Here is a 26,140-nt window from a genome sequence, read left to right as displayed (position 1 = left end):
ATAAAATCGAACCGAGCTTCCTGTTTTAGAATAGGGCGATATTCCGCTACGTCCCATACGTTGCAAAACGGAAAGGCTTTTATCGTAGGCGGAGCGTCTTCGTATTAGCAAATTGCGGGATATTTTAGTATATTAAAAAAGAAGAATATTGTCGTACAATCATAACTTCTCGTTCAAAAACTCAAGGATCTCTTTCGGAAGTTCCCTATGAAATTTCTCGCGATCAAAACCGTCCGGATCGGTCGAAGGACGAAAGTTCGGATTTTTCATCGAGTCCGGGAACGGACTTAAAAAAGAGAAATGTCCCGCATTGGAAACAAATCGATACGTGACTTGTGCGGGATCGGAAACGCCGTTGCGGACGGTGTCCGCGTTCCAGGACGGAGTGATCGGATCGTGTTCGGCGCTATAAAGAAGAATCGGAATCGTAACCTGACTCAACGAATTCATAAACCATCCGGCCCCGGGCGCCATGAGTACGATCGCTTTGATTCTCGCGTCCGATGACACTTCGACTTTTTCCGCTTCTTGGGTCCAAGGAATTCCACCGGCGAGAGCAAGAGCCGTATAACCTCCCATAGAATGTCCGATCACGGCGATCTTATCGGACTGAATCCATTTGTTAAATTTCGGATCGGAAAGAATCGAGTCGACGGTCAAGCTGATATGTTTGGGACGATTGACAAGATTTGCGATCGTGTTTTCCAGGGAGTTGTCGTTTCGATTGTTGCCGAAATGTTCGGGCATCGCGACGATATAACCGTTCTTCGCCAAACACGCGCTAATCGTTCGATAGACAAGATGAGAACCTCCGTTCCCGTGAGAGATCACGATCAAAGGAAACTTTCCATCCGCGATTTCCGCGTCAACCGAAACATTCATCGAATAAGGACCGAACAAAGTGGGTTGGGGAGAATGAAGAGTCGGATACTGAATGAGAACCGGAAAGGAAAGATTTTGGATCTCGTCCCGGATTCGAGTTTGAATACTGCCTACGAAAAATTCAGAGTTATTTGTGTTCATGTTTTAACGCGTGAGAATTATCTAATTTCTTCAACGAACTCGATTTGTGGAAAACATAAAATTCGGATCGAATCATTTCGTCTTCTTATTTTTACCGAGTCGATTCGGAATTATTTATTGATTTACAATATTCTCGGGAAAAGAAAACTCTTTCACCCAAGATAGAACGGAACTTAGGCGGTAAGTATATGAATCCAATTCTTAAAAATATTCTCGCGTTGATCGCAGGGGCCGTACTCGGAAGCGCGGTCAACATGGGAATCATTACGGTGAGCGGTTCCATCATTCCTCCGCCGGACGGCGCCGACGTAACCACGATGGAAGGTCTCAAAGCCTCTATGCATCTTTTTCAACCGAAACATTTTATTCTCCCCTTTGTCGCACACGCGTTCGGAACTTTCGTAGGAGCGTATGTTGCGGCTCTGATCAGCGCGAATCATAAGGCGATTTACGCGATGGTAATCGGAGTTTTGTTTCTTGCGGGAGGAATCGCGAACGTGATGATGCTTCCTTCTCCGATCTGGTTCGCCGTCGTGGATATCGTTGGGGCTTATCTTCCCATGGGCTTTATCGCGGGCAAACTCGCGTCGAAAAAATAGAATTCGCTTAACAAAATTCGAAAAAAGGCTTTGTTACGCGATACGAGGCCGATCCCGGTCCGGAAAAAAGCCGTTTCGAAAACGGTTTTTTCTTAAAAAAATTCTCACCCGATGTCCAATTTCGCAAACCCCGATCCTCATTTGAATGTGATTCGAAAAACGATTCGAATCTGAAGGAGAAATCAAATGAAGAATCAAAAGAGTTTCACTCAAAGGATGGGAAGAATATGACGACCGCAATCGATAAAAAAGAAAAGTGGATTCGAACCGCAAGATGGATCTATTGGACCATCACGTTGTTCTTTGCGATCACTATGATCATCGCGGGAGTTTTGTATACGGTCGGATTCAAAGGCGTCGTGGACGGCGTTACTGCATTGGGTTATCCCGCGTATGTGCTGAAAATTTTAGGAATTGCTAAAATACTCGGCGGGATCACCTTCTTACAGAATCGATTCTCAACTCTCAAAGAATGGGCGTATGCGGGATACAGCTTCAACTTAATCGGAGCCGCGGCTTCTCATACGTTTGCGGGAGCGGGAATCGGAGATATTCTTACGCCGATCGTAATTCTTTGTTTGGTGTTGATCTCATACAGACAATGGAAAACGGGATGGATGTGAAAGTTCGAAGGAGAATTTTATGAAAGACTTTTTACTATTATTCAGACAACCGAGTTACGATTATACGAACGCGAGTCCGAATGAGATGCAGGCGCTTTCCAAAAAGTGGCAGGACTGGGTGAGCGGAATCGTAGCGCAGGGAAAGTTCGCGGACAACGGTCCGAGACTTGCGACCGAAGGCAAGGTTTTGAAATCGGGCGGGGTGATCACGGACGGTCCCTTCGTCGAAATCAGGGAACGACTCGGAAGTTTTATCGTGGTCAAAGCGGAAAGTTTGGACGAAGCGATTACGCTCGCTCACGGATGTCCGGCGTTGGACGCGGGCGGAAGCGTGGAAGTCAGACAGGTCATCGGATAAACATTCAAAAAACGGAATATTGTTTTCGACGAGAACGATATTCCGTTTTCTTCGATCCGATCCAATTTTATGGAAGAAGAATACGATCTAAAACATCTGTTTCAAAGGGAATTTTCGAAGATGGTCGCGGTGATCAGCAACAAATTCGGATTGGAACATATCGAAACCGCCGAAGACATCGTCAGCGAAACGTTTTTAGTCGCGGCCGAAAACTGGGGAATCAAAGGTGTTCCGAAAAATCCGACCGCGTGGCTCTACGTGGTCGCGAAACAAAAAACGCTGCATCATTTTCGAAGAAACAAAATTCTCGCTAAAAAAATCATACCCGAACTCGTTTCGAGAAACGAAAGAATCGAAAGCCGATCCTCGGACTCCGAACCGGATTTTTCTCCGCGCAACATTCAAGACAGTCAGTTGAAAATGCTCTTCGCGGTTTGTAATCCCGCGATTGCGAGCGAGGCTCAGATCGGTTTGGCGTTGCGGATTCTTTGCGGTTTCGGAATCGACGAGATCGCGGAAGCGTTTTTATCCAATAAGGAAACGATCAACAAACGTCTTTTCAGAGCCAAAGAAAAACTGAGAAGCGAAAACGTAAGTATGGAACTTCCTCCCGAAGCGGAGATCGAAACCAGATTGGACAACGTGTTGCACATCGTCTATCTTCTGTTCAACGAAGGATATTATTCCAAAACTCAAAATCAAATTTTGAGAAAGGATTTTTGTCTGGAGGCTTTGCGTTTGGCTTTGATGCTTTCCGAAAATCCGAAAACGAATCGTCCTAAAACAAACGCGTTAGTCGCTCTTATGTGTTTTCACGCTTCCCGGTTCGAAGCGCGTAGAACGGAGGAAGATTCTTTCGTCCTTTACGAAGATCAAAACGAAGAGCTCTGGGATCGGGAACTCATAGGACAAGGAATACGTTATCTCGCTCTTTCGGCGAAGGGAAACGAAATCAGTTCCTATCACTGGGAGGCGCGGATCGCGTATTGGCATTGTATCAAAGAGGATTCGGAGGAAAAATGGGAGGAAATTCTTCAGTCATACGATCGGCTTTTGAAAATCAATTATTCGCCGAGCGTGGCCTTAAACAGAATTTTCGCGTTGTATAAGGTCAAAGGGGAGAATGTCGCATTAAAAGAAGCGGAGAATTTAAAACTCGAAGACAATCATTTTTACTTTTTATTGCTCGCGGAACTTTATAAAAAGAAAAATCCTGAAAAATCCATATTCCATTTTCGTAAAGCTCATTCTCTCGCAAAAACTCGAACGGAAAAAAAGGGAATCGAGGAGAAGATCGAAAAATTGAGGGGAAACGGGTCCCCTCGACGGTCCGAATCGAAATCTTAAGGTTTGTTTCCGCTCAACGATACGATCCGTTTATCGCTCCACTGAGTCGGTTCGTGTCCGTAGATCACTTTTACTTTGGGATAGGTCGCGGCGAAAGAACGCATTCTCCGGATGATATCGACGCTTTTATCCTTGTTTACGGTCGCGCCCGGAGCGATTTCGTTTTCAAAACCCGCTTTCAAATGGGAGGAATCGAACGTAAACAACATCGGACCGGAGACTTCGTTTAACAAAACGGCCAGTTCTCCTTCCGTATGACCGTGGGCCGCGACGATCCAAACCGAACCGTCTCCGAAAAGATCATAAACTTTTCCTAATATAGGCATTTCTTTGAACTTATCCTTCGGTAAAACGGAAAGATCGAAATCGACCGATAGCGCGCGGGGAGCGTATCCGTGTAAAATGGAAAACGCCTTGCTAGCGTCTTCGGCTTCCTCTTCGGAAATCAAAACTCGGATCGGTCCTCTCGATCTAAGGGCTTCCATTCCTCCGATATGATCCCAGTGCAGATGAGAGATCAGAACGAATTTCAAATCTTCATTCCGAATGTTTAATTTACTCAACTGACTTGCTGAATCGAATCCCCTTTCGGAGCGACAAGGAACGTTGAACAACGGACCGATCAGACTGAAATCGCAATTCCCTTTTTCGTCCACGGAAGGAACTCCCGAATCCATCAAAAAATTTCCGTGAACCGGATGACGAACCAAATAACTCAGAGCGGGAACCCATTGTTCGATCTTTTGATCCTCGGGCGTTTTTGGATTTTTGGAATCGATCAGAATGGAAGGACCCGTAAGAACGTGTCCGGTTAAAAGCGCCTTAACTTCGAGTTTGCTCGGTTTGGAAAAAACTTCTTCCCAACTGGAAAAACTTATTTCCCGGGGCCGGTTTTGATTCCAGGGGTTGGCCCCTTTTTTTAAAGGGGCTCCTAAAAAACATCCGAATGCGGACAAAACCGAAACGATCGATAAAAACCGAACGCTGTATTTGAGAATTTTCATAAGCTGTTGTGACCTCCGATTCGCGCTGAATCTCTTGACTCGGTACGAATTCGCCTTAGCATACCTTGCATGATCCGAATCTCCTGGAACTTTTGTTCCAGTTCGGATTAAAAAAATTCGGATCGGATTCTTCGGGAGGCGGAATGAAACTGACGGACGAAATCGCGAGGGCGGTGGAGCTCAGCATATTCTTCCCTTTAAAAAAAGAATCGTATTGGCCTCTTTTGGAAAAGGGACAAATCGTCAAGTTCTCCGAAGGACAGATGATCCAGCAAAACGCTCCAAACGAAACACGTTATGCTGCCTTGGTGTTATCCGGAATTTTCAGGATGTATCTTTTTTCCCCTTCGGGAAGACAAACCACGGTGCGTTATGCGAAACAGGGAGAAATGATGGGGATCGTGGGTGCGCTCGCGGTGGGAACGAAATTCGGAGAACCCGAGGAAACCTTCGTCCAGGCCTTGAGCGATTCGGAAGTGCTGGCCGTTTCTTTCGACGACCTCAAATACTTCGGAAAAAAATCGCCCGAGCTCGCATGGGCTTTCGCGGAAGAATGCGCCAAAAGAGTGTACGCGGCTTTGCGGGAAGTATACGGGATCGCGTTTACGGGAGTTCGTCAGAGATTGGCGCGTCATCTTCTTTTAAACGCGGTGAGTAGCGAAACTCCTCCGTATTTATCCGTAAAGTTATCGCAACAGGAACTCGCGGATTCGATCGGAACCGTCCGCGAAGTGATCGTCCGGGAACTCAGAAGTTTGAAAAAAGAAGGTCTCGTAGAAAGTTCCAAAAAAGGAATCGCGATTTTGAATCCGAGCGCTCTCCTTGCGTTCTCGGAGGAATCGAATTAGAATATCAAGAATTACGAATATTCTCCATTAACTTTCTCGTGTCGAAATAGACCTCGTTACGCACGATCTTTTCGTTTTCGACTTCCACGATATCCATCCCGTATTCGACGATTTCGTTTTCTTTGACGGGAATTTTGGCCTTCCACTTTAAAACGAAACCTTTTTCGTTCGGTATGATTTCTTCGTGCGTCCAAATCCAGTTCGGATTATTGCGAAGCAGAATCTTAAAATAGGAAAGAATTTTATTCTTACCTTGAAATCCTTTTCGTGCGGTCGGGTCGGAATAGAACGCTTCGTCGTCGTAAAATCGAATCAAACGGTCCGGTTGATTTCCCGTCCAAGAAGACAACCAGCGTATGCAAAAATCTTCGGCTTCTTTTAGATCCATACGCTGATTGTGATTTAGAGTTCGTTTACGTCCACCAGTAAAAAGTTAGGCGAAACCTGTTTTAACTTACGTTTCGAATAAGAACCGTTATCCGAATACGCCTTTTGTTTCCAAACAAGCCCGTCCGTGGTGTTCGGTCCGTTCGTAACTTTTTGATAATAATGATCGGCCGACTTTTTCATTCCGATCGCGGAATGAGTTCGAGCGAGCCAGAGATGCGCCTGATTTTTTCGAAACAAACCGGATTCCAGCGAAGCCGATTCTTCCAAAAGACGGATCGCTTCTTTCCATTCTCCCGTTTCCAATTTTAGAATCGCCTGTAAAAACGAGATCGAAGGGTCCATTGCGGAAATTTTTTTCGCTTTGTCCAACTCGGAAAAGATTTCGTTTATACCTCCCAGTTTCGGATCGTCGTTGATAAGCATCGCGTTTTTATAATATTCGATCGCCGTTTCGGATATCGCAGTTTTTTCCTTTTCATTTACGTTTTTGTTTTTGTTTTTCTTTTTCGATTCTGAAATTTCGTCCGAGCCTACGATCTTATAACCCGGGGTTTTTTCCCAAGAAATCGGAATTTCCACATAGGGTCCGCCTCCGGTCGGCGCCGCTCCGATGGAAACAAATAATTTACCGGCTTCGGGGCTCATCACAACGGATTTTACGGAAGTGATTTGACGAATCGTGGAACCCATAAGTCTGGATTCTCCGCTACTCGGATCGATCGTGTCGTTTAACAAATCCTGCAGATCCTTTACGCTCGTTCCCTTGGATCTTTTTTCGGCGAGAATCTGTTGCGCACGTTTGTATCTTCCCAAGCTGTGATTGTAAAAAACGGGGGAGGCGAGAATTTCTCCGTTTTGAAGACGCGGACTGAAATAGTGATTCGTGTTTACGAAAGATTCTCCGCCCGGTTGAGAATACGTCACGTCCACGTCTCCGAAATTGGTTTCGATGACCGCGGCTTTCGAACCTTTTTCGTTGCAACTCGTAACGATCGCGCCCCAAGTCGAGTTGATCTTGTGTTTTTGCGCGATCTCGACCGCCTGAGCGATGTTATGCGCTTCGGAAATAATTTTGTGCCCGAAGTCGATCACCCCCAAACCTTTGGATCCGATTCTTTTGTGAAAACGGGTATGAAACGATAACGTCAAACCCGCTTCGTTAAACGCGGTGATTCCGGGCGCGTCCGCTCCTCTGCAGGCGATATAACCGTAACGAAGACCTTGATTCGGCGTACAGAAAACGACTACGGGTCTTAGATCCCAAACGTCCACGCCGGGAAAGTCGAAGTTGCGGGCGTGGTATAACATTCCGTCTTCGCTTTGATTTCCCCAGACCGCGGCGCTTGTGCAAGCGGGGATCAGTTGAGCTTTGCCTGGTTCTCCGAAATGCGCGAGCTCGGGTAACATTTGAATCAAACCCAAGAGACCGACCGAGTTTTGAAACGCGTCCATCGTAAAAAGATCCCTTTCGATCTTGGACGTTTTACCGGCGGCATCAAGAGCGGCGATTGTCCGTTTAGAAAATTCATCGGGTCTGTGTTTTCTCATTTGATTCTGAGAGAATTTGAGATACATGGATAAGAATCCTTTTGCAAGAAAGTTGCGTCGATTCCTTGGAAGACTTCCCAAAAGTAAGTTGCGGGCCATCACCGGATAAAAATCGAAGACCGGATCGAATTGACCGATGGTCTTCATGATCTCTCCGAATTGACGTCCCATTTCTTCTTGGGTTCCTTTCAATTGTAATATCGCAAGTGGATGTGTTTGACGTTTCATACGGGAAAGAATAAACCGAAACGAAACCCAAGTCGACCCGCCCGATCGGTCGGGCCGCTCGATCCGATCGGATAGGACTTAAAGTTCGGACGGATTCATCCGAACGTAAGAAGGAACGTGAAAGACGGAGTTGAAAACGAGATGGAATTTTTGAATGCAAGCCTTACGTACTGGATCTATTTCGGCGCGGCCAACGCGTTCTTCTATTCGTTCCTGGAATCGATCAAAAAAACTCGAATCAACGCGACCCTCGTCGTGATTCTTTGTATCACCGGAAGTATTCTTCTTCGATACGCTTGGTATTTTGAACCCGGTTTCGCGGAGATTCCGTATTCGTTTTTTCTGTTGTTCACTTCGATCACCTTGGTCGGTCCGCTCGTATACGTTTACGTAAAATCGTATCTGCAAAGAATTTCCGAGGAAACGACCGGCTTTCGGGAAATCATTTCCGAATATTGGTTTCATTTTGTTCCTTCCGTATTCTTTTTCGTTTTCGAAATGATCTATTTTTTGCAGGAGCCGAACGTTCTACGGGAATCGATCCTACAAAGCGCTTCCACGTTTCGATGGGATAGAATTCACGCGGCCACGTTGATCGCGTGTATTCAAGTTTCCTCATATTCCATTCTTTGTTTGAGGGTGTATCTGCATATCTCCCGGAAATACGAAATCTACGAATTAAAACTCGTATGGGCCGTTCTTTTGCTTCCGGTTCTCGCGAACATTCTGATCGGTTCGGCGTTTTTTATCAAAAACGAGATTCTTTTCAAAAGCGGCGCGTCTTGTATCGTCCTCGTGATTTTGTTGATGTTCGTATTGAAGGAGAATCATCCCGGATTTTTCAACGAGATGACGGTCGCGATCCGAAATTCGAAATACCAAAACACGATTTTGTTAAACGAAGAGATCGAAAGGGCCAATCTCAGACTGAAGGACATCATGGAAAAACAGGCTTTCTACCGGGACGGGGAACTTCGTTTGGTGGATCTCGCCGCCGGATTGGGATTAAGTCTGCATCAAACCTCGCGTTATCTCAACGAGGTTCAGAAGATGAGCTTTTACGAATTGGTAAATCACTATCGGGTTCAAGAAGCCTGCAAACGATTGATCTCCGAACCGAACAAGGGAGTTTTGGATATCGGATACGAAGTCGGATTCAATTCCAAGTCTGCGTTCAATTCTCAGTTCGCAAAAGTCACCGGGTTTTCACCCGCGCTCTATCGTAAAAATCATTCCGCATCCGAATAGAACGTCGACGTTTCTATAATTCGGGAATGGATTCTTTTTTTCGCAAATCAAAGACGAAATATTTCGTTTGCCTTTTCGCAATCCAAGCGCATTGTATGGAGTTCGATTCGAAGTCCAAAAAGGATAGTGGAGAATTTATGAAAAGAATATCGGCGGTGATCCTGGTCGTTTGTGCGGTCGTATCCGTTTATGATTGCGGCAAAAACAAAACCGATTCTACGAAAGGTGCGATTACCTTTGTCAAAGGCGACGTTATTGTGGAAAGAGGGGATCAGCAAATCAAGGCAAACGTTTCTCAAACGATTCAAAACGGAGATACGATCGTAACCGGACCGAAGTCGGTGGCTTCCCTTTCTTTTGGGGAGAATTCTTACGTGATCGAAATCCAATCCGATTCCCGTTTTCAAGTAAAGGAAGAACCCGATGAAAAATCATTCTATCAAAACAAAGGAAGTTCTTGGATCCTAACGAACAAACTTCTCAAGGGCGAAAAGATGAGTCTTCACACACCGACCAACACGGCGGGCGTGCGCGGAACCAAGTTTTATACTTCGGTTTACGGGGATATGACCTTTATCTGCCATTGTGAGGGGAAGGTGGAACTGGAGAACGTCCAGAGCCACGCCAAAAAGATCAACGAATCCGATTATCTCGCGGTTACGAAAGGGGATAAGACGATTTATATCACTCCGGACGATTTACAAAAATCGAATGTTCCTTACGTTCACAATCACAGCGAAATCGAAAATTCTCCTGTGGGCTCGCAAAACAAAATGACGCCGGAACAATTTCAAGTGATCTTCGCTTTGGCACAAAAGAAACTCGCTTCTCCATAACATTCAAAAAATAGAATATTCTAAAAACGTCGAGCCGATCGTAGAATTCGGTTTTCGGCGTTTTTGGAAAGAATGGAATTCGATGAAATTCCAAACCCGGAAAACCCGGATCGAGCGGTTCTCGCAGATTCTCCGATCCTTGGGGATTTTCTTCTCGGTCCGAAACGTTTACGCCCGTAGAATCAACAAATCGACGTTAGATTCTTTGATTTTATTATTCTTTTTATAATTTGATTTTGTAAAAAATTTCCAACCGTTCCGAGGGTTTAGAAGATGAGAATTTATGTCTAAATTGCGTTTCAAGTTTTTGAAATGAAATCTTTCTAAGTGGTTTTCGGTCTTTTTCTTCTTTTTTAGTAAACAGATAACACACTCTTTGTCTCCCGATCTCGTTACTCCTTGAGGATCAAAAGCAATTCTTAAAATCTTCAATTTATCATCTTGGCTCTTCCTGTCTAAACGGGTTGATTCTAAAAATTATCAAAATATAGAAACGTATAATTGTATCGCATTAGAAAACAATAAACAATTGCGTGGAATCAAATTCTGTACAATTCTGCACTCGGATAAAGGCAAGTCAGACCCGATGAACGTATATCAGAACGAAGTAAGGATACAAAGAAGAACCATTCTCACGGTGTTGGCGATCATACCGATTTTAATCATAGGCACGTTTGTATACGAAGCGCAAAAGATGCAGAGTGAAATTCATCGTGTCGTTTGGATGAGATCGAAGATCGCTCAGGATTATATTCGCAGAGTCAGCAATCAGACCAGGGCCTTGGGTTTATCCATCGCCGATTCGATGATCTATTACGAGGACTCCGTGCCGAGCGCTACGGTCCTAAGAAAATTTAGAAATTATTCAAGTCTGAAGTTGTTCGGAATCGCGAATCAGAATTCCAAAAAAAAGGAAACTTCTCCTGCGGAATCCTCCACGCCTCCGCTTTATTCTACGCAGATCACTCCGTTTTACTTGAGAGAGGTCGAGGCGGCTTTGAGTTTGAGCGGACAGTTCGATACGCTCGTGGAAAAACAAAGCGAGGTCGTATGGGCTTATTATCTTTCCGCTCAGAAATTTTTGTATGTGGCTCCCAAATCGAAAGTGTATCGGGACGTGTTTAACGAAGGTCTTTACAAAAGACCGTTTTGGGTGGATGCAAGTCCGGAAAAAAACCCGGATCGCAAACAGATCATTACGGAACTCTACGACGATATAGGCGGGCAGGGTTTGATGATTACCGTATCCGAACCCGTGTATTATCGGGATAAGTTTATCGGAGTCGCATCGATCGACATCGGTTTGGAAGCGTTGCGGAGAATTTTGAGCGTGGGCGTTTGTATCGGAGAAAGCAATCTCGTGGACGAAAATCGCAAAGTGATCGCAAAGGCTCCTCCGATGGACCTAAACGATTCCGTTCTTGCGGTTCCGAACGGCCCTTCGGAGCGATTCTTTTTACAAGGAGGTTACTACTGGATCGTATTCGAAATCAAAAAGGACGAGATTCGTTTGGTGCATAGAATCTCCGCGATCCAATTCGTAGCTTCGATCATCACCAATCTTCTTCCGTTTTGGGGACTTGTATGCGCGCTCGGAATCGTGCTCATTCTTTATATCAAGTTAAGGGCTTCTATGGAACACGTTTCCAAGTTGATCCACACCGATCCGTTGACCGGAATCGCAAACCGACGCGGCTTTTTTAAACTTACCCAAAGATCTCTTGCGATCAGCAATCGTCACGGACAAACCTGGACGGTTTTGATGATCGACATCGATCACTTTAAACAAGTCAATGATCAGTTCGGTCACGACGCGGGGGATAGAATCTTAGTAAAGGTGGCGCAAATACTCGGCACTTGCATTCGTCAAACCGACGCGGTCTGTCGTTGGGGCGGGGAAGAATTCGCCGTGTTTTTATTCGGAGCCAATCCGGAAGATTCGATCAACATCGCAGAACATCTTCGTAAGGAAGTGGAGAATAAGGTTCTCTTGGAAGACGGAAAATCGGTTACGTTGAGCATAGGAATTTCCGAAGGTCGTGGCGGAAGAAGCAGTTTGGAAGGCGCATTCACACACGCGGACCAAGCCTTGTATCAAGCAAAAACGTTGGGAAGAAATCGAGTCTGTGTATTCGATATCGGTGAAGATATTCTTACCTAATCTTTTCTAATTATAAACTGAAATTATTTAAACTCGGAACGAAACAGAACTGCGCAGATACGAATCGGATTTTTTAAAATTCATTTTGTTATGCGACAAGTATACGCTTTCTTAAATATGAGCAAAACATCATATAATCTGAATCTTTTGATAAGCGAAAGATCTTGAATTTGTCAAATATAGTTTCTTTTCTTTCTTCTTGCTTCAATCCGTACACTAAAAGATTCACATTCTACGCATTTTATGGAGATACTTCTCATATTTTATTTTGAGAATGCATCCAAAAGAATTTAGATTTCTTTTTCAATCGAATCGTATCATGATTCCCTTAAACAAGTCCTAGCGATTCCGTTTCGAGGTGAATTCATTGCAGTCGAAAACTCATATTGGCGTACAAGTTGAAAACGTAAGAATCAAAAAAAGAATCATATTCTCCCTTTTGGGAGCCATTCTCGTTTTGATGTTTTTCTTTCTTGTCTATGAAAATTTAAGAATGGAACGGGAAATCGATCGTATCGTAGGCATGAGAGCCCGAGTCATGAACGATTATATACGCAGAGTCGGTTCGCAAACGAGAGCGCTCGGTTTGTCGATCAGCGATTACTTGACGTTCAACGAAGACGCTCCGACCAACATGAATCTTTTGAAGGAACTCAAAGGTTATCCGAACCTCAATCGATTCGGAATTCCTCATATCAGCCGCGAACACATCGAAGGAGCGGACGCGGGAACTCTTACCGCGGTCGGTTCGATCTCTCAGATCAACGCTTCTCTTCTGAAGGAAATGGAAGCCGCTCTGAGTTTAAGAGGTCAGTTCGAATCCTTGACCGAAAAACAAAGCGAGGTCGTATGGGCCTATTATCTTTCGAAACAAAAGTTTCTCTACATCACTCCCAAGTTCAAAGACGAAAATTATTATTTCACGGAAGAACTGTACACGGGTCCGTTTTGGACGCAAGCCAATCCGGACGCGAACCCGACCGGTAGACAAATCATCACCGATTTATACGAGGATCTTGCGGGCAAGGGATTGATGATCACCGTATCCGAACCCGTTTTTGTAAAAGGAAGGTTTATCGGAGTCGCTTCGATCGACATCGGTCTCGATGCGATGCGGAGAATTTTGGAAAGCGGAGATTGTATCGGAGAAAGTATGTTGATCGACGAAAACGGAAAGATCGCCGCAAAACCGGGCGCCTTCAATCTGAACGATAGACTTTCTCCGTCCGTCGCGTCCGCGGTGATCTCGTCCAAAGGATCTTTTTTCGTGGATCAGGGAAGTTTTTGGATCGGATTCGAGATCAAGAGCGGCGAGATCTGGCTCGTACACGAGATTCAAATATTGGAATATATCATTTATATCATAAAGAATCTACTTCCCTTTTGGGCGCTCGTGTTTACGTTTTCCGTCGTTTTGATTCTTTATATCAAACTCAGATCTTCCATGAATCAGGTTTCCACATTGATTCATACGGATCCTTTGACCGGAATCTGGAATCGAAGAGGATTCTTAAAATTGACTCAGAAGTCGCTCGCGATCGGAGCTCGACACGGAAAGGATTGGACGATTTTGATGATCGACATCGACCATTTCAAACAGGTCAACGACAAGTTCGGACACGAGACCGGGGACAAAACCCTGGTGAAGGTCGCGCAGGTTCTCAGTCATTCCATTCGTCAAAGCGACGCGGTTTGTCGTTGGGGCGGGGAAGAATTCGCCGTTTTCCTATTCGGAGCGACTCAGAAAGATTCCGAACATATCGCGGAGAATCTCCGCAAGGAAGTGGAGAATCAGGTTCACCTCGAAGACGGAAATTCCGTGACCTTAAGCATAGGAATTTCCCAAGGAAAACAAAATCTGGAAGAAGCCTTTGCCCACGCGGATCAAGCCCTGTATCGAGCGAAGTCCGATGGAAGAAATCGGGTTTGTGTTTTTGATCCGAAGTCGTTTGCTCCTGCGGAATTCAAAAATGAATCATATTATAAATATTGAATGCACATTCAATTCGTTTCGATCCAACGATCACTTCAGGTTATAACTCCGCAGAGAATTAAATCTGAATTCATCTCCTTTGTTTAAAGCACCAAATTAAAAATCCTTCCTGCTCTTTTGGATCTCGGATTTAAAAAAGAGATCTTAAAATCAATGTTAGTTGATTGAAACTTCCTCTTCGTATAAAATGCGAAATCGGTTCCGACAAATCGTAGGCCGAGGGAAGAGTTTTCCGAAAGACCATTCTCGTGTTTTACTTCGAAACGGGAAGTCGGATCGAAACGGAACAAAATCAAAACTATAGATGAATGAAAAATGACGGAAAAACATCAGAAAGTGCAAAATTCAAATTTGAATAGCAGACCCGTAATTTTGGTGATCGACGACGAGATCGTGATTCTCGCGAGCGTCAAGTATGCAATCGAAGCGGCGTTCGGGAATAAATACGAAATCGAAGTCGCGGAAAGCGGAGAAATCGCCCTCAAAATATTAGAACATTATAAACAAGCTCGGATCGACGTACCTTTGGTCATCTGCGATCAACTCTTACGGGGAATCAACGGAGACGAACTTCTGGTTCAAATCCATCAAAAATATCCGCAGACGTATAAAGTGATGCTCACTGGTTACGCGTCCGCGCAAGCCTTGGGCAACGCGCTGAACAACGCGAATCTCTATCGATATCTTGCCAAACCTTGGGATCGAGAGGATTTGATTCTTACGATCACCGAAGCGGTAAAGGCGTATTTTCAAAACTGCAAGGTGGTCGAACTCAGTTCCAAGTTGGAGGAAACGTATCTATTCAACCGGGAAACCTTGTTTCCGAACTTCGAAAATTTAAAACGAAGAATCGATCGTAGATTGGTGGACGAAGAATCTTCGAGTATGGCTTTGATGAGAATCGAATCGTTCGGATCGATCGCGGAGAATTTCGGAATCGAAACATACCGCAAAATGTTAAGCGAATTCCTATCCTTGCTCCATTCTTTCGTGGGTCATAGCGGAGAAATCTTTCATATATACGACAATATGGTCGCCGTGCTTACGAAGATCGACGAGGATAAGTTCCATTCTTTGCTGAGCGCCTTTCGGATTTTTCTGCGCTCCGAATGTATCGAAGTAGACGGGATCTCTTTTCAGATCAAAATTTCCATCGGAGTTTCCTCGGATCAATCGGACGTCTACGACAAGGCGAGATTGGCGATGATGACCGCGAGCAACGATTCTTCCGTGGAATACGTTTCCTATTCGGAAACGACCAATAAGGTGGATCGGATTTATGCGAACCTCAAGTTGGGAAAAAAATTCAACGAGGCTCTTTTTGCGGGCAACATCGTTCCATACTTTCAAGGCATCTACGATAACAAACTTAAGAAAATTACGAAATACGAATGTTTGGCGAGAATCCTCGAAGGAACACAGATCTACAATCCCGGCGTTTTTATACCGATCGCCAAGTCCACGGGATTGATTCGTCTTCTCACGCCTTTGATGGTCGAAAAAACGTTTCGTTATTTTTCCAAACATCCGGACTATTCTTTCTCCATCAATATCAGCGAATCGGATCTGGAAAAGAAAGGCTTTCCGCTTTGGGTGATGAATCGGCTTCTTTATTACGGAATTTCTTCCGATCGTGTGATTTTTGAAATTCTGGAGAATGATCGTTGGAACGGATCTTCCAATTCGACTCGTTCTCTTCAGGAGCTCAAGGAAATCGGTTGTAAGATCGCGATCGACGACTTTGGAGTGGAGCAATCCAACTTCGAAAGGTTGATCGAGATCCAACCGAATTTCATCAAGATCGACGGAAAGTTCATCCGTGGAATTCACGAAAATCAAACCTCGTATCGATTGGCTTCCGCGATTACGGAAATGGCCCATACGATCGGCGCTCAAGTGGTCGCGGAATTCGTATCGAACGAAGAAGAATTGGCGGCAGTGATGTCGCTTAACATCGACTACTCACAGGGATATTATCTGATGGAACCGGCGGAGGAGATTGTCTTTAACGATTCTATTTTGGATCTTGTATGATTCTTTTCTTCAGGCTATAAGCTGAAAAGCTTTTTGCTAAGTAATTTGTTACACTTCCTATAACACAAAGAGATTCTTTTTGCTCGGGTCAAGGCAAAGAATCGTTCATGTTTCGGGAGTTGCAATGAATCAGACCATAACTGTTGAATACGAATCGAAGGAAATGCGGGTCAATTCGATCCATTATAAACTTTTAGTGATAGAATTTAAGGGCGTGGTCAATCACGAAACCTTAAAGGGAATGCCCGCCAAGTTGAGTTCCATTTTTTACGAAATGGAAGGAATGTTGGTCTTGGACATTCGAAGAGTCGCCAATCTCAATTCGGAATTTATACGCGCCTTTACGGGAATTCTGCATACGATTTCGGAAAAATTCAATCGGTATTTTATCATGACCGAAGATTCGAAGGTTTACAATTGGGTAATGAATTACAATAAGCTCAAAGAAGTGGATCCCGTGACGAGCTTTGACGATCTCAAAAGAGCCTTGGAGTTGGATTCTTTGATTCAAGAATTCGGTCTTTAATTTTTGGTAAGAATGGATAGAGTTTCAATTTTATTTTATTCATCTTATATATTGAAGAGATAACTCTTCGGATATAAGTTATTATAATTCTTGTAGAAGGGAACTCACTCTATTGCACTCATCTATCTGGTTCCGTTCGAAATAACGAGCCAGATAGATAATTTTAGAATCACTTTCGCTCACCTCGTCGATCTTCTTTCTTTTCGTTTCCATTTCACAAACCTTCGTGCCGCTTTGATTCTCTGTGTAAGAGTACGTTTTTTGGATTTTTCGCGCGTTAGGATCTTGCTCTTCCATTTCTCCGTTCTTCTTTCGACTTTTTAGATCGTTTCCAGATCAAACGCGCGCTGGAACCGTTCCGGACATTCTTCTTTTTATGATTCACTTTGTCGTTTAACAAAAGAAAAATGAAATGATCATTTCACAGATCGTTTTCCGTCTTCATTTGTAAAAAGAATGAAGCGCTTAGGAAGAAATTTATTTTTTTGTGGCCGAGTTTTTTCGAACTAAATCCCGTATAAATCGCATTCTTGCATTCTTGAATTCAGTTTATAAATAGGGGAGATTTAAAAAGAAAATTCTAATATACTCATAAACATAGACGTTTCGCTTTAAAAAATGCCGAACGATCGATTTAGCTCCTATATCTCCATAAACAAAGCACTGAATCTATTTGGCTAGTTTGCATTCATTAGCCAGGTAGATTTTTTTTTATCTTTAGCGCTTTGGCAGTTCCGCGAAATCGGTCGAATCGATCGTAAGATCGTCGAAGTTTAAAATTTGAAACAACAAAAGGGGAGAATCCGAATTCGATCCGAAGTCGGGGATCGTCTTTTTTACCTCGAGCAGATTCGATTTTCCGCTTTCGATTCCCTGTAAGAACAGATTGAAGACGGTTTCAAACGCGGTCGAAACGGAAAACGTGGATTCAAGAAGATAAGTCGGATTGATGATTCCGTCCAAGGCCGCAATCAGTACGTCGATTGTCAGTTCGGCGTCGATTTCCTTTCTAAATTCTCCCGTTGCTTGGCCCTCTTTGACGATATCGGCCAATCGTCCGATTCTTTGTCTTCGATAAGCGCTCATCGTCGCATAGAGATCGGGGCGCACGTTTTGGATGTCTTTAGCGAAGGACTTTCCCATTCTCGCGCCGAGTTCGGCGATGATCAGTAGAATTTCTCGGAGTTTCTGGCTCGGACTTTTGGAAGAATCTTTGAGAATCGCTTCGTGTTGTTTCGTTACCTTCTCGCGCAGAAAGGCGAATACGGCGTCGATCAGTTTATCCTTGGCGTCGTAATAACGATAGAGGGTTCGTTTGCTGATCCCTATGTTCCTGGCAATTTCATCCGTGTTCGTTTTAGCAAAACCGGATGAAAGAAACAAGTGTAACGTTTTTTCAAGAATTCTTTCGATCATATTCAGAGGATTCCGCTCGTCCTCTCCGCTACTAGGATTGGACGTCGAATCTAAACGATTCTCCGGTTTTTAGCCCGAATCTTAAACAGGGTTTTCTCAAAGGACTTATTATAGAAGCGCTTTTTTTCTAAGTCCTTTGGGCGAATTTCCGGTCCATTTTTTACACGCTCTGTGAAAGGAAGTATAAGAATTGAATCCGCATTCGAAGGCGATGTCCAACAAATTCATATTCTGTTTTTCCACGAGCAGTCTATGCGCGTCGTTCATCCGGTTTTGATTGATGAAGTCGGAAAAGCCGATGTTCTTGTGATTGTTCAGATAAAAAGAAGCCTGGTGTAAGCTGATTCCCAAATACGCGGAAAGATCGATCAGTCGAATGCTCTCGTCCGCATATAGTTTCTCGCGGATAAATCCCTCGATTCTTTCTTCGGCGCGTTTTAAGTCGTCTTCTTTGAGCAGATTTTTTTCTTCGAGGCGGATTTCGTTCGTTTCGAGAGTTGCGGTCATCGACGTTTGACCTTCAATTGCGTTCGGAACTTGGATTCGATTCGTCGTCTCCGATGCGAATGTGAACGGGCCGTTTCCATTTTGGATCTTCATTCTTCTTTTGATCAGATAAAGAACGAATATACAAAGTATATAAGTATAGTATGAAATACTGTTCCAGTATGAATTGTAAAACGTAATTCCGAGAAGATCCCCGACGATCGCGATCTCCACTCCGATCAGAATCGGCAAAAGATAATAATATTCCTTTTTGAGTTTGCGAAAACGGATCAGACAACCGGTTTCCAAGGTTGTAAACCCGCAGATCGTGAGGCACAATAATTCTCCGGTGATTACCATTTGAAGAGAACCTTCGAAATACATGAGAAACGCAAAGGAGATTCCGATCGATATTGCCGCGCTCCTGAGAATGGATCTACAGCTGACCGATAACCCGAGAATCGTATGTACGACAAGTCTTAACAATAGACAGGAATAAACAGCGGATGCGGAAATGAGAGAGAGTAGTTTCAGTCTGGGCAAATCTCCGATTCCAGTGATTTCAGGAACCGTAATATTCCAAATCGCTAAATATAAACCGAAGAACAGAACGAACGCGGAAAAGACGTTTTTTTCGATCAGTTTTTGTATCTTTGATTTATAGGACGCGCTGTTTTCGAAGTTCGATCGGATTTTCGAAACGTTGAAACGGACTAAAAAATTTTGAATGAGTGTATTCATAAACGACTAGCTCTCTAAATTTGTTGGATTCGAATTTTATATTTTCAAATCGGGAACCTCCGATTCGGTCCCTTCCTTTTTTTACGTTGTTTTTCTTTTTCATTTGAATGAGAGCGGTTTCAAATCGTCTTTTCGAGTTTTGAACAAAATGAAATATATAATTTGCAAATCGATTTCGAAATGAATCATCCCGATTCATAAGCCCGATGATGTGCGTAATATCGGTTTTGCTAATGCGACAAGATGACATTGTGTTCCATCGATTCTTTATAACTCGATTCATCTCCTTTGGTTGTTTCGTTTGAGAAACCGTCCTTAAGGAGTGACTCTAATAGCCATCTCTTGAAAAAGGGTGTTTAAGTAAACTAAAAAATTGACAAATAGTTTACTTCATGCCAGATCGGCATTTTAATCGTATGGTTTTTCGACTTTTTAATGCGACAAGAGGTGAGTGTTACTGAATTTCGTCGGATCGGCCTTGTGTTTGGGATAAGAATCTAATAAATTTGAGTTCAGTTTAAAATTGTTCTAAAACGACAAGCATTCTAAATTCTTTTTCAAGGAGGCGAAGTAACACAACGAACAAACAAAACGTAATTCTTTCCGTTGGTTCCGGCCGTAAATCCGGATTGAAAGTTGATCGACCAAGCTTGCGACGTTGCAAGCACATACGTCGTCGAACTCCAATAGTATTGTGTCGCGGTAGCGGGGAACGTTGTGCTGTCTATCACGGGAGAAACTCCGAAGGAATGATCTACGATCGTTCGAAGTTCCGTGATGTTCGGCAATCTCCAGACTCTTCCCGCTAAGTTGAGACCGTTGCAATAGGTGAGAGCGTCGCTCCAATTTAACTGAGTGGTTCCTCCCAACGTGCAATCGGCTCCGGAAAGGTTATTGGTACATTTTTGCCAAATAAGCGAGTTGCCTATGTCGGTTACGGTTCCGTCTCCGTTGTCCACAAAGGGAGCGGCGCTGATTGCGGGAACCGCCAAGACTAAAAATAACATTAGAAAATTATAAAATATGAAAGAATGAAAATTCTTCCGTTGATTGAATGTGCGGATCGAGATCATAACAAGGAACTCCTGTGCATTCTTTTTAAGGCCCCGGAGAAACACAACGAGCCAGTGCGCCTACGGGGGCGCTGTCGGTCCAAGTGGTTCCTCCGTCGGAAAAGTATAAAACCAGGGACTTGGTCGTATCCGGTAAATAAACGGTGGAACTCCAATAGTAGTAACCGCCCGAGGTTCCGGGAAACGCGGTGGTAAACGCTCTCGGAGAAGTCGCCGCGTTGAAATTGACTAAGGTTTCGATTTCGGAAATTTTCGGCAATCTCCAGTTCGTTCGATTAGCATAACCCGCTCCCGCGTTTAGCGCGAGACAGGCGTTGATCGCGCCCGTTAAATTGTAATAAGCGGTGGTGCCACCCGAACAATCCGCGTTCGCCTTGTTGAAGTGACAAGTCGTCCAAATCAAACCGGTGTTGTTATCGATTACGATATATTCGTTTCCGTTTACGGTTTGGTTTGTGAAACTCGGATTCACTCCTTTTTGCAGTTTACCGTCTTGACCGTCCGAAGTCGCCGCGGTGCAACCCGCGTCCAAGGTTCCCGCGGTGTTCCAACAAGTGCTCTGCATCGTTTTGATCGGAGGATTGCCGTAGATGAGAATTCCGATCGAAGCGTTTGTGCTTCCCGAAGAATTACTCGCGGTGATCGTATAATTCGTTCCGGCTTGAAAATTTGTAGGAGTTCCTGAGATCGCACAAGTGGTTGTGTTGATGGAAAGTCCGTTGGGAAGAGTGGAACCCGAGGAACAACTTGTAACGGTTCCAGTGACCGTCGGTGCAATGGAAGAATTCACACCCTTGTAAAAAACCAAGGTTGTCGGTGAATAGGTAAGTCCTGAAGGCGCCGCCGCGTTGACCGCAATCGAAATCGTGTTTGTAGTACTTCCATAGGCGTTGCTCGCCGTGATCGTATAGTTTGTCGCGGTTTGAGTTCCGTTCGGCGTTCCCGAAATCGCGCACGTGGTCGCGTTGATGGAAAGTCCGGTCGGAAGAGAAATGTCCGACGTACAACTCGTGACGGTTCCTGTTACCGTTGGAGTGAGAGTGATCGTAGAATTCTCCGTAAGAATAAAAGGGCTCGCGGCGTAATTCAAAGCCGAAGGTGGAGCGAGATTGACCGTAATTCGAATCGTAGAACTGGTGTTTCCATAGGCGTTACTCGCCGTAATCGTATAATCCGTCGCCGCTTGAATCGTGTTCGGCGTTCCCGTGATTTGACAAACCGAGTCGAGAGAAAGGCCCGCAGGTAAAGCAATGTCCGAATTGCAAGCGGTTACGGTTCCCGTGTAAGTAGGAGTGACCGTGCCAATCGTCGCGTTTTGGGTCAAAACAAAAGGAGTTCCCGCATAATTCAAGGCCGCAGGCGGAGCCGCATTGACTGCGATCGAAATCGTCGTGCTCGTATTTCCAAACGGATTGGATGCCGTGATCGTGTAATTCGAAGCGGCTTGTATCAGCGAAGGAGTTCCATATAAAGAACAATCGGAGCCTCCCAAAAAAAGTCCCGTCGGCAACGCGATGTTGGAAGTACAACTTGTAATCGTGCCCGTGTAAGTCGGATGGATAGTCGTAAGAGCCGAATTCACCGTAAACGTAAACGGACTCGCCGCAAAGTTTAAGGCGGCCGGCGGATTCATATTCACCGTGATCAAAATCGAACTGTTCTTAGTTTCCGACGCGTTGGAAGCCGTAATCGTATAGCTGGTCGCGGGCTGGTTGACCGTAGGCGTTCCCGAGATTTCGCAGGTTTCAGAATCCAAAGAAAGCCCGGTCGGAAGCGCGGGACTGGACGAACATTGATCGATGGAACCGCTTGTTGTCGGTTGAATCGTCGCAACCGGAATGTCCTTGGTCAGAACATAAGGACTCGAAGAATAATTGAGAAACAGAGGCGCATTGGAAGTTTGAAAGAGATTCATCGGACCGAAGATTCCCTTAAAACCCCAAGAATGATTTCCGTTTCCGATACAACCTGTAAAAGAAATAAAAACAAAAAAGCGAAGAATGGAAATGAAACTACGACGAATCGTTCGCGGAAGCGGTTTTGAAAACGAAACTAGAACGACTTCAGTCAATTCTTTCGATTTGCTGAATCGGTATTTTTCTGGTTTCATAAAATTCCTCACGTCGTTTGCCTCAAAAAGATACGAACTCAATCAACGATTCGAAAAAGCAAAGGCGCGCGGTTGAATTTCTGAAAATACGCAAGAACGTCCGACAAAGAATTCCAAATTTAGAATTTTTCTCCGAAGATACAAAGCCCGTCGAACATCGCTTTGAGATCGTTTTCAATTTCACTCGTCGTTTTTGCGTTCTACGACGAAGTATCCAACCACTGTCTTTCTCTCTAATAAGAACCTTATCTTAAAATCGGATTCAATTCTGCCCGTGTTATAAATTGATGGATTTTATTTGGCATAAGTGCTTCAAGAACCCCATCCTAAACGGAGACACGTTACTCAGCTTTGAGAATTGATCAACTTTCTAAATTCTCTCGGAGATTTTCCTGTAAATTTTACGCAAGCGCGGTGAAAGGAAGAAGCCGAGTTAAACCCGCATTCTAAGGCGATTTGCAAAAGATTCATATGCGATTTATTGCGGAGGTTTCGCTTAACGTCTTCGATTCGGTTCATATTGAGGAAGTCTGCAAACTTCATCGACATATGTTTGTTGAGATAATACGAGGCTTGGTGCGTGGAAAGTCCCAAATACGAGGCGAAATCCGGCAAACGAAGCTCTTCGTCCGCATAACCCCGAACTTGCAGAAAGGAATTGATTCTTTCCTCGATCTTTTCCAATTCCACTCCTTCTAGAATGTTTCTTCCGGATTCGGTCAAACCCTCGGACTCGATGAGCGCATCCACGGGAGAATCCAAAAACGCCTGGCTGTCCATTAAGGTTTTGGCGGATTCTCCCCCGTACGCCCGGCTGAAAAGAACGGGGTAGAATCGTTCGATCAACGTGATGTACGCGATCATGATTCCGGGAATCAGCTCGGAAAATAGAAGCATTCTCGTGGAGTTCTTGAGTGTTCCGATCAGATCCAAAATCAAAGAAACGGTGATCATCGCGGTAATAAACGGAAAATTGAAAAAAACTCTTTCTCCTTTCGAAGACAGAATTTCGCGAATCGACCAAGCCGTGGTATAAAGCGTAATCAAAATCGCGATGGAATCACAGATACAAATGTAAATCGTTCCGGGAATCGCAAACGAAGCGATCATCGCAATCGGAATGATCGCGAGAATCTTTTTACAATACTGCCAAGGATTTTGAAGACGATCCAGAATGAACATCGTGCAGATCAAAACCGCGGACGAAGCGTAAAGAACCAATCCGAAATAAATTCCTAAAAACACCGGATCTTGCGTGAGTCTCGGGTCCGTTTCCTGCGGAAAGATCACTCGGTTGTTTGCCATCAAGAAAACGCTTACGCTGAGAAGAATCGTTCCGTAGGATTTGCTGAACTCGTCCCGTTTTCCGGAATAAAGTTTGGCGATCGCCATTACGATTCCCGTTCCGACCCCGGCGGCGTGCACGTAGAATAAATTTGTTTCCGAAAAGAGCGTATGAAGAAGAATATCAGCGAGTAGATTTGAATTGAACATTCGAATTGTTTCCTTCCATTAGAGGAGTTTTATAAACTTTGAAGTCGAGTTTATGGAATTTCTGCGAAAATAAGGTTTCAAACGTTGCCTTATTTCCGTTCATTTTTATTATAACCTCCAAATTCTCGAGAGGTCATCGGCAAATATAATTTAAAAGACGGAAAATTATAAATATCATGAATTTTCTATATTCTATTTTAGAATTAAAATTAATCTGAAGTAAAATCATCGCCGAACGGTCCCAAGACGAATCGATTTTTCAAAAATGCGAAGATCAGAAGGACAAAACGGAAGAATGGACGGAGGGAAACGCTCCGTCGCCGATGAAGATTGATGGAATTTTTGTTTGGAAAGAATTCTCAGCTTCTAAATTGAATATCCGCCGTAGTAGAAGACTGAAAGTGAATCACCTTGGGTTGTGTTTCCCTAAATTGTTTCGGAGACATTCCGGTCTCTTTTAGAAAAGCCTTATAAAAGGAAGAATTCGAATTGAAGCCGACCGCAATTCCCACCGAAACCACGGAGCGGGAAGGATCGTTGAGAAGCATGGACTTCGCTTCTTCCACTCGGAACCGGTTGATGTAATTGTTAAAGTTACTTCCTAAGTGATTGTTCAAAAAGAAAGAAAGCTGATGAACGGAGATCCCGAGTTCTTCGGAAACGTCGGGAAGACGGATGTCTTCGTCTAAATAAATTCTTTCTTCCTTGATGATGCGGGCCAGTTTTTCTTCCAGCGCGTTTATGTCTACGTCGTGGAGAAGGGAACGTTTTACTAGGTTTTTACCGGGTTCTAAGGAAAGAAAATCCAATAGATTCGGGTAAATCAAAGTAAGGAAATAATAGAAAACCACCGCAAACGAAGTGTGAACGCTGGACAATAGGATCAAAGATTTGCTTTGAAGCACGATTCCGAGGATCTCCAAGGGAATACAAAGAGAAATCAAAATCACCAAAGTGAGAATCGTTCGGAAGCTCATCGCAGAAGCCTCGTATTTTTTATCGATAAACACGTTTGCGACCGCGATCACGAAATAGACGAAAACGAACAAATCGGCCGCAAATAGAAAGAATTCCAGTTCTTTGCCGCCCTGTTGTTCGTAGAAAGTTGCGATCGGCAACGCGAGAATAAACGGTCCCACAAGATTCCAATAGAAGATCAAAGGAAGTTCGGAATACTTCTTAAAAATCATCGTGGAAATCAAAAACACGAGGGTTCCGCTCGCGGCTAACGCTACGATATCGACTAAAAATAGGAACTTTCGAATCCAAGGTTGTGTGAATAAACTCAAACTGGATTCATCCACAAACTGAAAAATCGCGGTTAGTATTAAAACCAACGATACCAGATAGTCGATTTGTCTGTTCGCGCGTATCCAACTTCCAATCCCTAGGACTAAAGAAAAGCCCGCTCCAAATCTTATTAAGCTCAATAAGATTTCTTCATTTAACATTGAATCTAAAATATTCACCATAATCCATTCTTCACTTTATGTTTTCTTTGTTTATTTGTTTCGAAAACTAAAGCTCATCTCTCATTAATAGTCAAGTGAACTCACCATATTCCAATCAATAGATTCATTTTTAAACTGAATTCAATTTGGTCCATTCAAATTCATAACAAATGAATCATTCTATATGCGAGAGTGAAATTGACATCTAAATTGTAAAAGAAATTTTGAATATTCCTGAATACTTTTATTCTTATTAATGACGGATCGATATAAGAACGAATCAAGAGATAAATCGTTTCTTTTGTATGTAAAATATTTGCAAGCGTAGCATTCTCATTGCTTCTAATTATCCGATTTATAATATAAAATCAATGTATTGTAAAAAATAATAATTAATTTTTAAATTGATGTTCAAAAGCGAACAACAAACTCAGTGTTTTCAATTCTCATGCTTTCAAAATTTATTTTAGAATTTCTTAAAATGTTAAACGAACTTGGAAAACAGTGCAGATCTTCCGACAAAGAATGATGAGAAGTTGTATATAACGTTCTATTGTTAAATGAATTGCAGAAAAATGATTTCTTTTCATTTTCAAAAACTCT

21 protein-coding genes are annotated in these 26,140 nt (G+C 43.7%); 11 read left to right on the top strand and 10 right to left on the bottom strand.

From position 1 onward, the window contains the following. Positions 1-159: 159 nt before the first annotated feature. On the bottom strand, positions 160-1,023 hold the full coding sequence (locus tag LEP1GSC052_RS01360; RefSeq protein WP_010572295.1) for an alpha/beta hydrolase family protein: 864 nt from the start codon (positions 1,021-1,023) through the stop codon (positions 160-162). 188 nt (positions 1,024-1,211) lie between these two features. Between LEP1GSC052_RS01360 and LEP1GSC052_RS01355 the strand changes: the two genes are divergently transcribed. The 4 genes from LEP1GSC052_RS01355 to LEP1GSC052_RS01335 all read left to right on the top strand — a co-directional run bounded on the left by LEP1GSC052_RS01355 (position 1,212) and on the right by LEP1GSC052_RS01335 (position 3,950). Next, positions 1,212-1,622 (top strand): hypothetical protein, encoded by a 411-nt coding sequence (locus LEP1GSC052_RS01355; protein WP_010572296.1) that lies wholly within the window; start codon positions 1,212-1,214, stop codon positions 1,620-1,622. A 227-nt stretch (positions 1,623-1,849) separates the two neighbouring features. Further along, positions 1,850-2,245: a DoxX family protein gene (locus tag LEP1GSC052_RS01345; RefSeq protein ID WP_010572298.1), complete on the top strand. Its 396-nt coding sequence runs from the start codon at positions 1,850-1,852 to the stop codon at positions 2,243-2,245. Positions 2,246-2,264: 19 nt separating this feature from the next. Then, on the top strand, positions 2,265-2,603 hold the full coding sequence (locus LEP1GSC052_RS01340; RefSeq protein ID WP_010572299.1) for a YciI family protein: 339 nt from the start codon (positions 2,265-2,267) through the stop codon (positions 2,601-2,603). 69 nt (positions 2,604-2,672) lie between these two features. Then, entirely contained in the window at positions 2,673-3,950 is a 1,278-nt protein-coding gene (locus LEP1GSC052_RS01335; protein WP_010572300.1) for an RNA polymerase sigma factor, read from the top strand. On the opposite strand, the gene LEP1GSC052_RS01330 is transcribed toward LEP1GSC052_RS01335, so the two are convergent. Further along, a complete protein-coding gene (locus LEP1GSC052_RS01330) occupies positions 3,947-4,954 on the bottom strand; it encodes an MBL fold metallo-hydrolase (protein ID WP_010572301.1) in 1,008 nt (335 codons plus the stop codon). The two genes, LEP1GSC052_RS01335 and LEP1GSC052_RS01330, sit on opposite strands and share 4 nt — an antisense overlap. A gap of 143 nt (positions 4,955-5,097) precedes the next feature. Here LEP1GSC052_RS01330 and LEP1GSC052_RS01325 point away from each other — a divergent pair, with 143 nt between their 5' ends. Further along, positions 5,098-5,802: a Crp/Fnr family transcriptional regulator gene (locus LEP1GSC052_RS01325; RefSeq protein WP_040912698.1), complete on the top strand. Its 705-nt coding sequence runs from the start codon at positions 5,098-5,100 to the stop codon at positions 5,800-5,802. A 4-nt stretch (positions 5,803-5,806) separates the two neighbouring features. On the opposite strand, the gene LEP1GSC052_RS01320 is transcribed toward LEP1GSC052_RS01325, so the two are convergent. Beyond that, on the bottom strand, positions 5,807-6,190 hold the full coding sequence (locus LEP1GSC052_RS01320) for a nuclear transport factor 2 family protein (protein WP_020985499.1): 384 nt from the start codon (positions 6,188-6,190) through the stop codon (positions 5,807-5,809). 14 nt (positions 6,191-6,204) lie between these two features. Then, entirely contained in the window at positions 6,205-7,968 is a 1,764-nt protein-coding gene (locus tag LEP1GSC052_RS01315; RefSeq protein WP_051185340.1) for a C45 family peptidase, read from the bottom strand. A gap of 141 nt (positions 7,969-8,109) precedes the next feature. Between LEP1GSC052_RS01315 and LEP1GSC052_RS01310 the strand changes: the two genes are divergently transcribed. From LEP1GSC052_RS01310 to LEP1GSC052_RS01275, 6 genes are all read left to right on the top strand, one after another. Further along, entirely contained in the window at positions 8,110-9,216 is a 1,107-nt protein-coding gene (locus LEP1GSC052_RS01310; RefSeq protein WP_020985364.1) for a helix-turn-helix domain-containing protein, read from the top strand. A 95-nt stretch (positions 9,217-9,311) separates the two neighbouring features. After that, positions 9,312-10,052, top strand: coding sequence for a FecR family protein (locus LEP1GSC052_RS01305; RefSeq protein ID WP_040912695.1), 741 nt, complete (start codon positions 9,312-9,314; stop codon positions 10,050-10,052). A gap of 586 nt (positions 10,053-10,638) precedes the next feature. Then, positions 10,639-12,213 carry a sensor domain-containing diguanylate cyclase gene (locus tag LEP1GSC052_RS01295; protein ID WP_010572309.1) on the top strand — a complete coding sequence of 525 codons (1,575 nt, stop codon included), beginning with the start codon at positions 10,639-10,641 and terminating at the stop codon, positions 12,211-12,213. A gap of 367 nt (positions 12,214-12,580) precedes the next feature. Further along, entirely contained in the window at positions 12,581-14,206 is a 1,626-nt protein-coding gene (locus tag LEP1GSC052_RS01290) for a sensor domain-containing diguanylate cyclase (protein ID WP_010572310.1), read from the top strand. A 315-nt stretch (positions 14,207-14,521) separates the two neighbouring features. Then, positions 14,522-16,240 (top strand): EAL domain-containing protein, encoded by a 1,719-nt coding sequence (locus LEP1GSC052_RS01280; RefSeq protein WP_010572311.1) that lies wholly within the window; start codon positions 14,522-14,524, stop codon positions 16,238-16,240. 124 nt (positions 16,241-16,364) lie between these two features. After that, the gene (locus LEP1GSC052_RS01275; protein ID WP_010572312.1) at positions 16,365-16,766 is read left to right on the top strand and encodes a hypothetical protein; all 402 of its coding nucleotides are present in this window, start codon (positions 16,365-16,367) and stop codon (positions 16,764-16,766) included. 717 nt (positions 16,767-17,483) lie between these two features. Here LEP1GSC052_RS01275 and LEP1GSC052_RS01265 read toward each other — a convergent pair. From LEP1GSC052_RS01265 to LEP1GSC052_RS01240, 6 genes are all read right to left on the bottom strand, one after another. After that, the gene (locus tag LEP1GSC052_RS01265; protein ID WP_010572314.1) at positions 17,484-18,182 is read right to left on the bottom strand and encodes a TetR/AcrR family transcriptional regulator; all 699 of its coding nucleotides are present in this window, start codon (positions 18,180-18,182) and stop codon (positions 17,484-17,486) included. 108 nt (positions 18,183-18,290) lie between these two features. Then, positions 18,291-19,409, bottom strand: coding sequence for a helix-turn-helix domain-containing protein (locus LEP1GSC052_RS01260; RefSeq protein ID WP_010572315.1), 1,119 nt, complete (start codon positions 19,407-19,409; stop codon positions 18,291-18,293). A gap of 557 nt (positions 19,410-19,966) precedes the next feature. Continuing rightward, complete coding sequence (locus LEP1GSC052_RS01255) at positions 19,967-20,482, bottom strand: Lcl C-terminal domain-containing protein (protein WP_010572316.1); 516 nt, start codon at positions 20,480-20,482, stop codon at positions 19,967-19,969. 25 nt (positions 20,483-20,507) lie between these two features. Next, positions 20,508-22,592, bottom strand: coding sequence for a putative Ig domain-containing protein (locus LEP1GSC052_RS01250; protein ID WP_020985375.1), 2,085 nt, complete (start codon positions 22,590-22,592; stop codon positions 20,508-20,510). Between the two features lie 345 nt (positions 22,593-22,937). Then, positions 22,938-24,086 (bottom strand): helix-turn-helix domain-containing protein, encoded by a 1,149-nt coding sequence (locus tag LEP1GSC052_RS01245; protein WP_010572318.1) that lies wholly within the window; start codon positions 24,084-24,086, stop codon positions 22,938-22,940. Between the two features lie 359 nt (positions 24,087-24,445). Continuing rightward, on the bottom strand, positions 24,446-25,558 hold the full coding sequence (locus LEP1GSC052_RS01240; RefSeq protein ID WP_010572319.1) for an AraC family transcriptional regulator: 1,113 nt from the start codon (positions 25,556-25,558) through the stop codon (positions 24,446-24,448). Positions 25,559-26,140 lie beyond the last annotated feature (582 nt).

This window comes from Leptospira kmetyi serovar Malaysia str. Bejo-Iso9 (genome assembly GCF_000243735.2).
In the GTDB taxonomy this organism is placed as follows: domain Bacteria; phylum Spirochaetota; class Leptospiria; order Leptospirales; family Leptospiraceae; genus Leptospira; species Leptospira kmetyi.
Note: the sequence above shows the minus strand (reverse complement) of the source record. Positions and strands in the feature narration are given on the sequence as shown.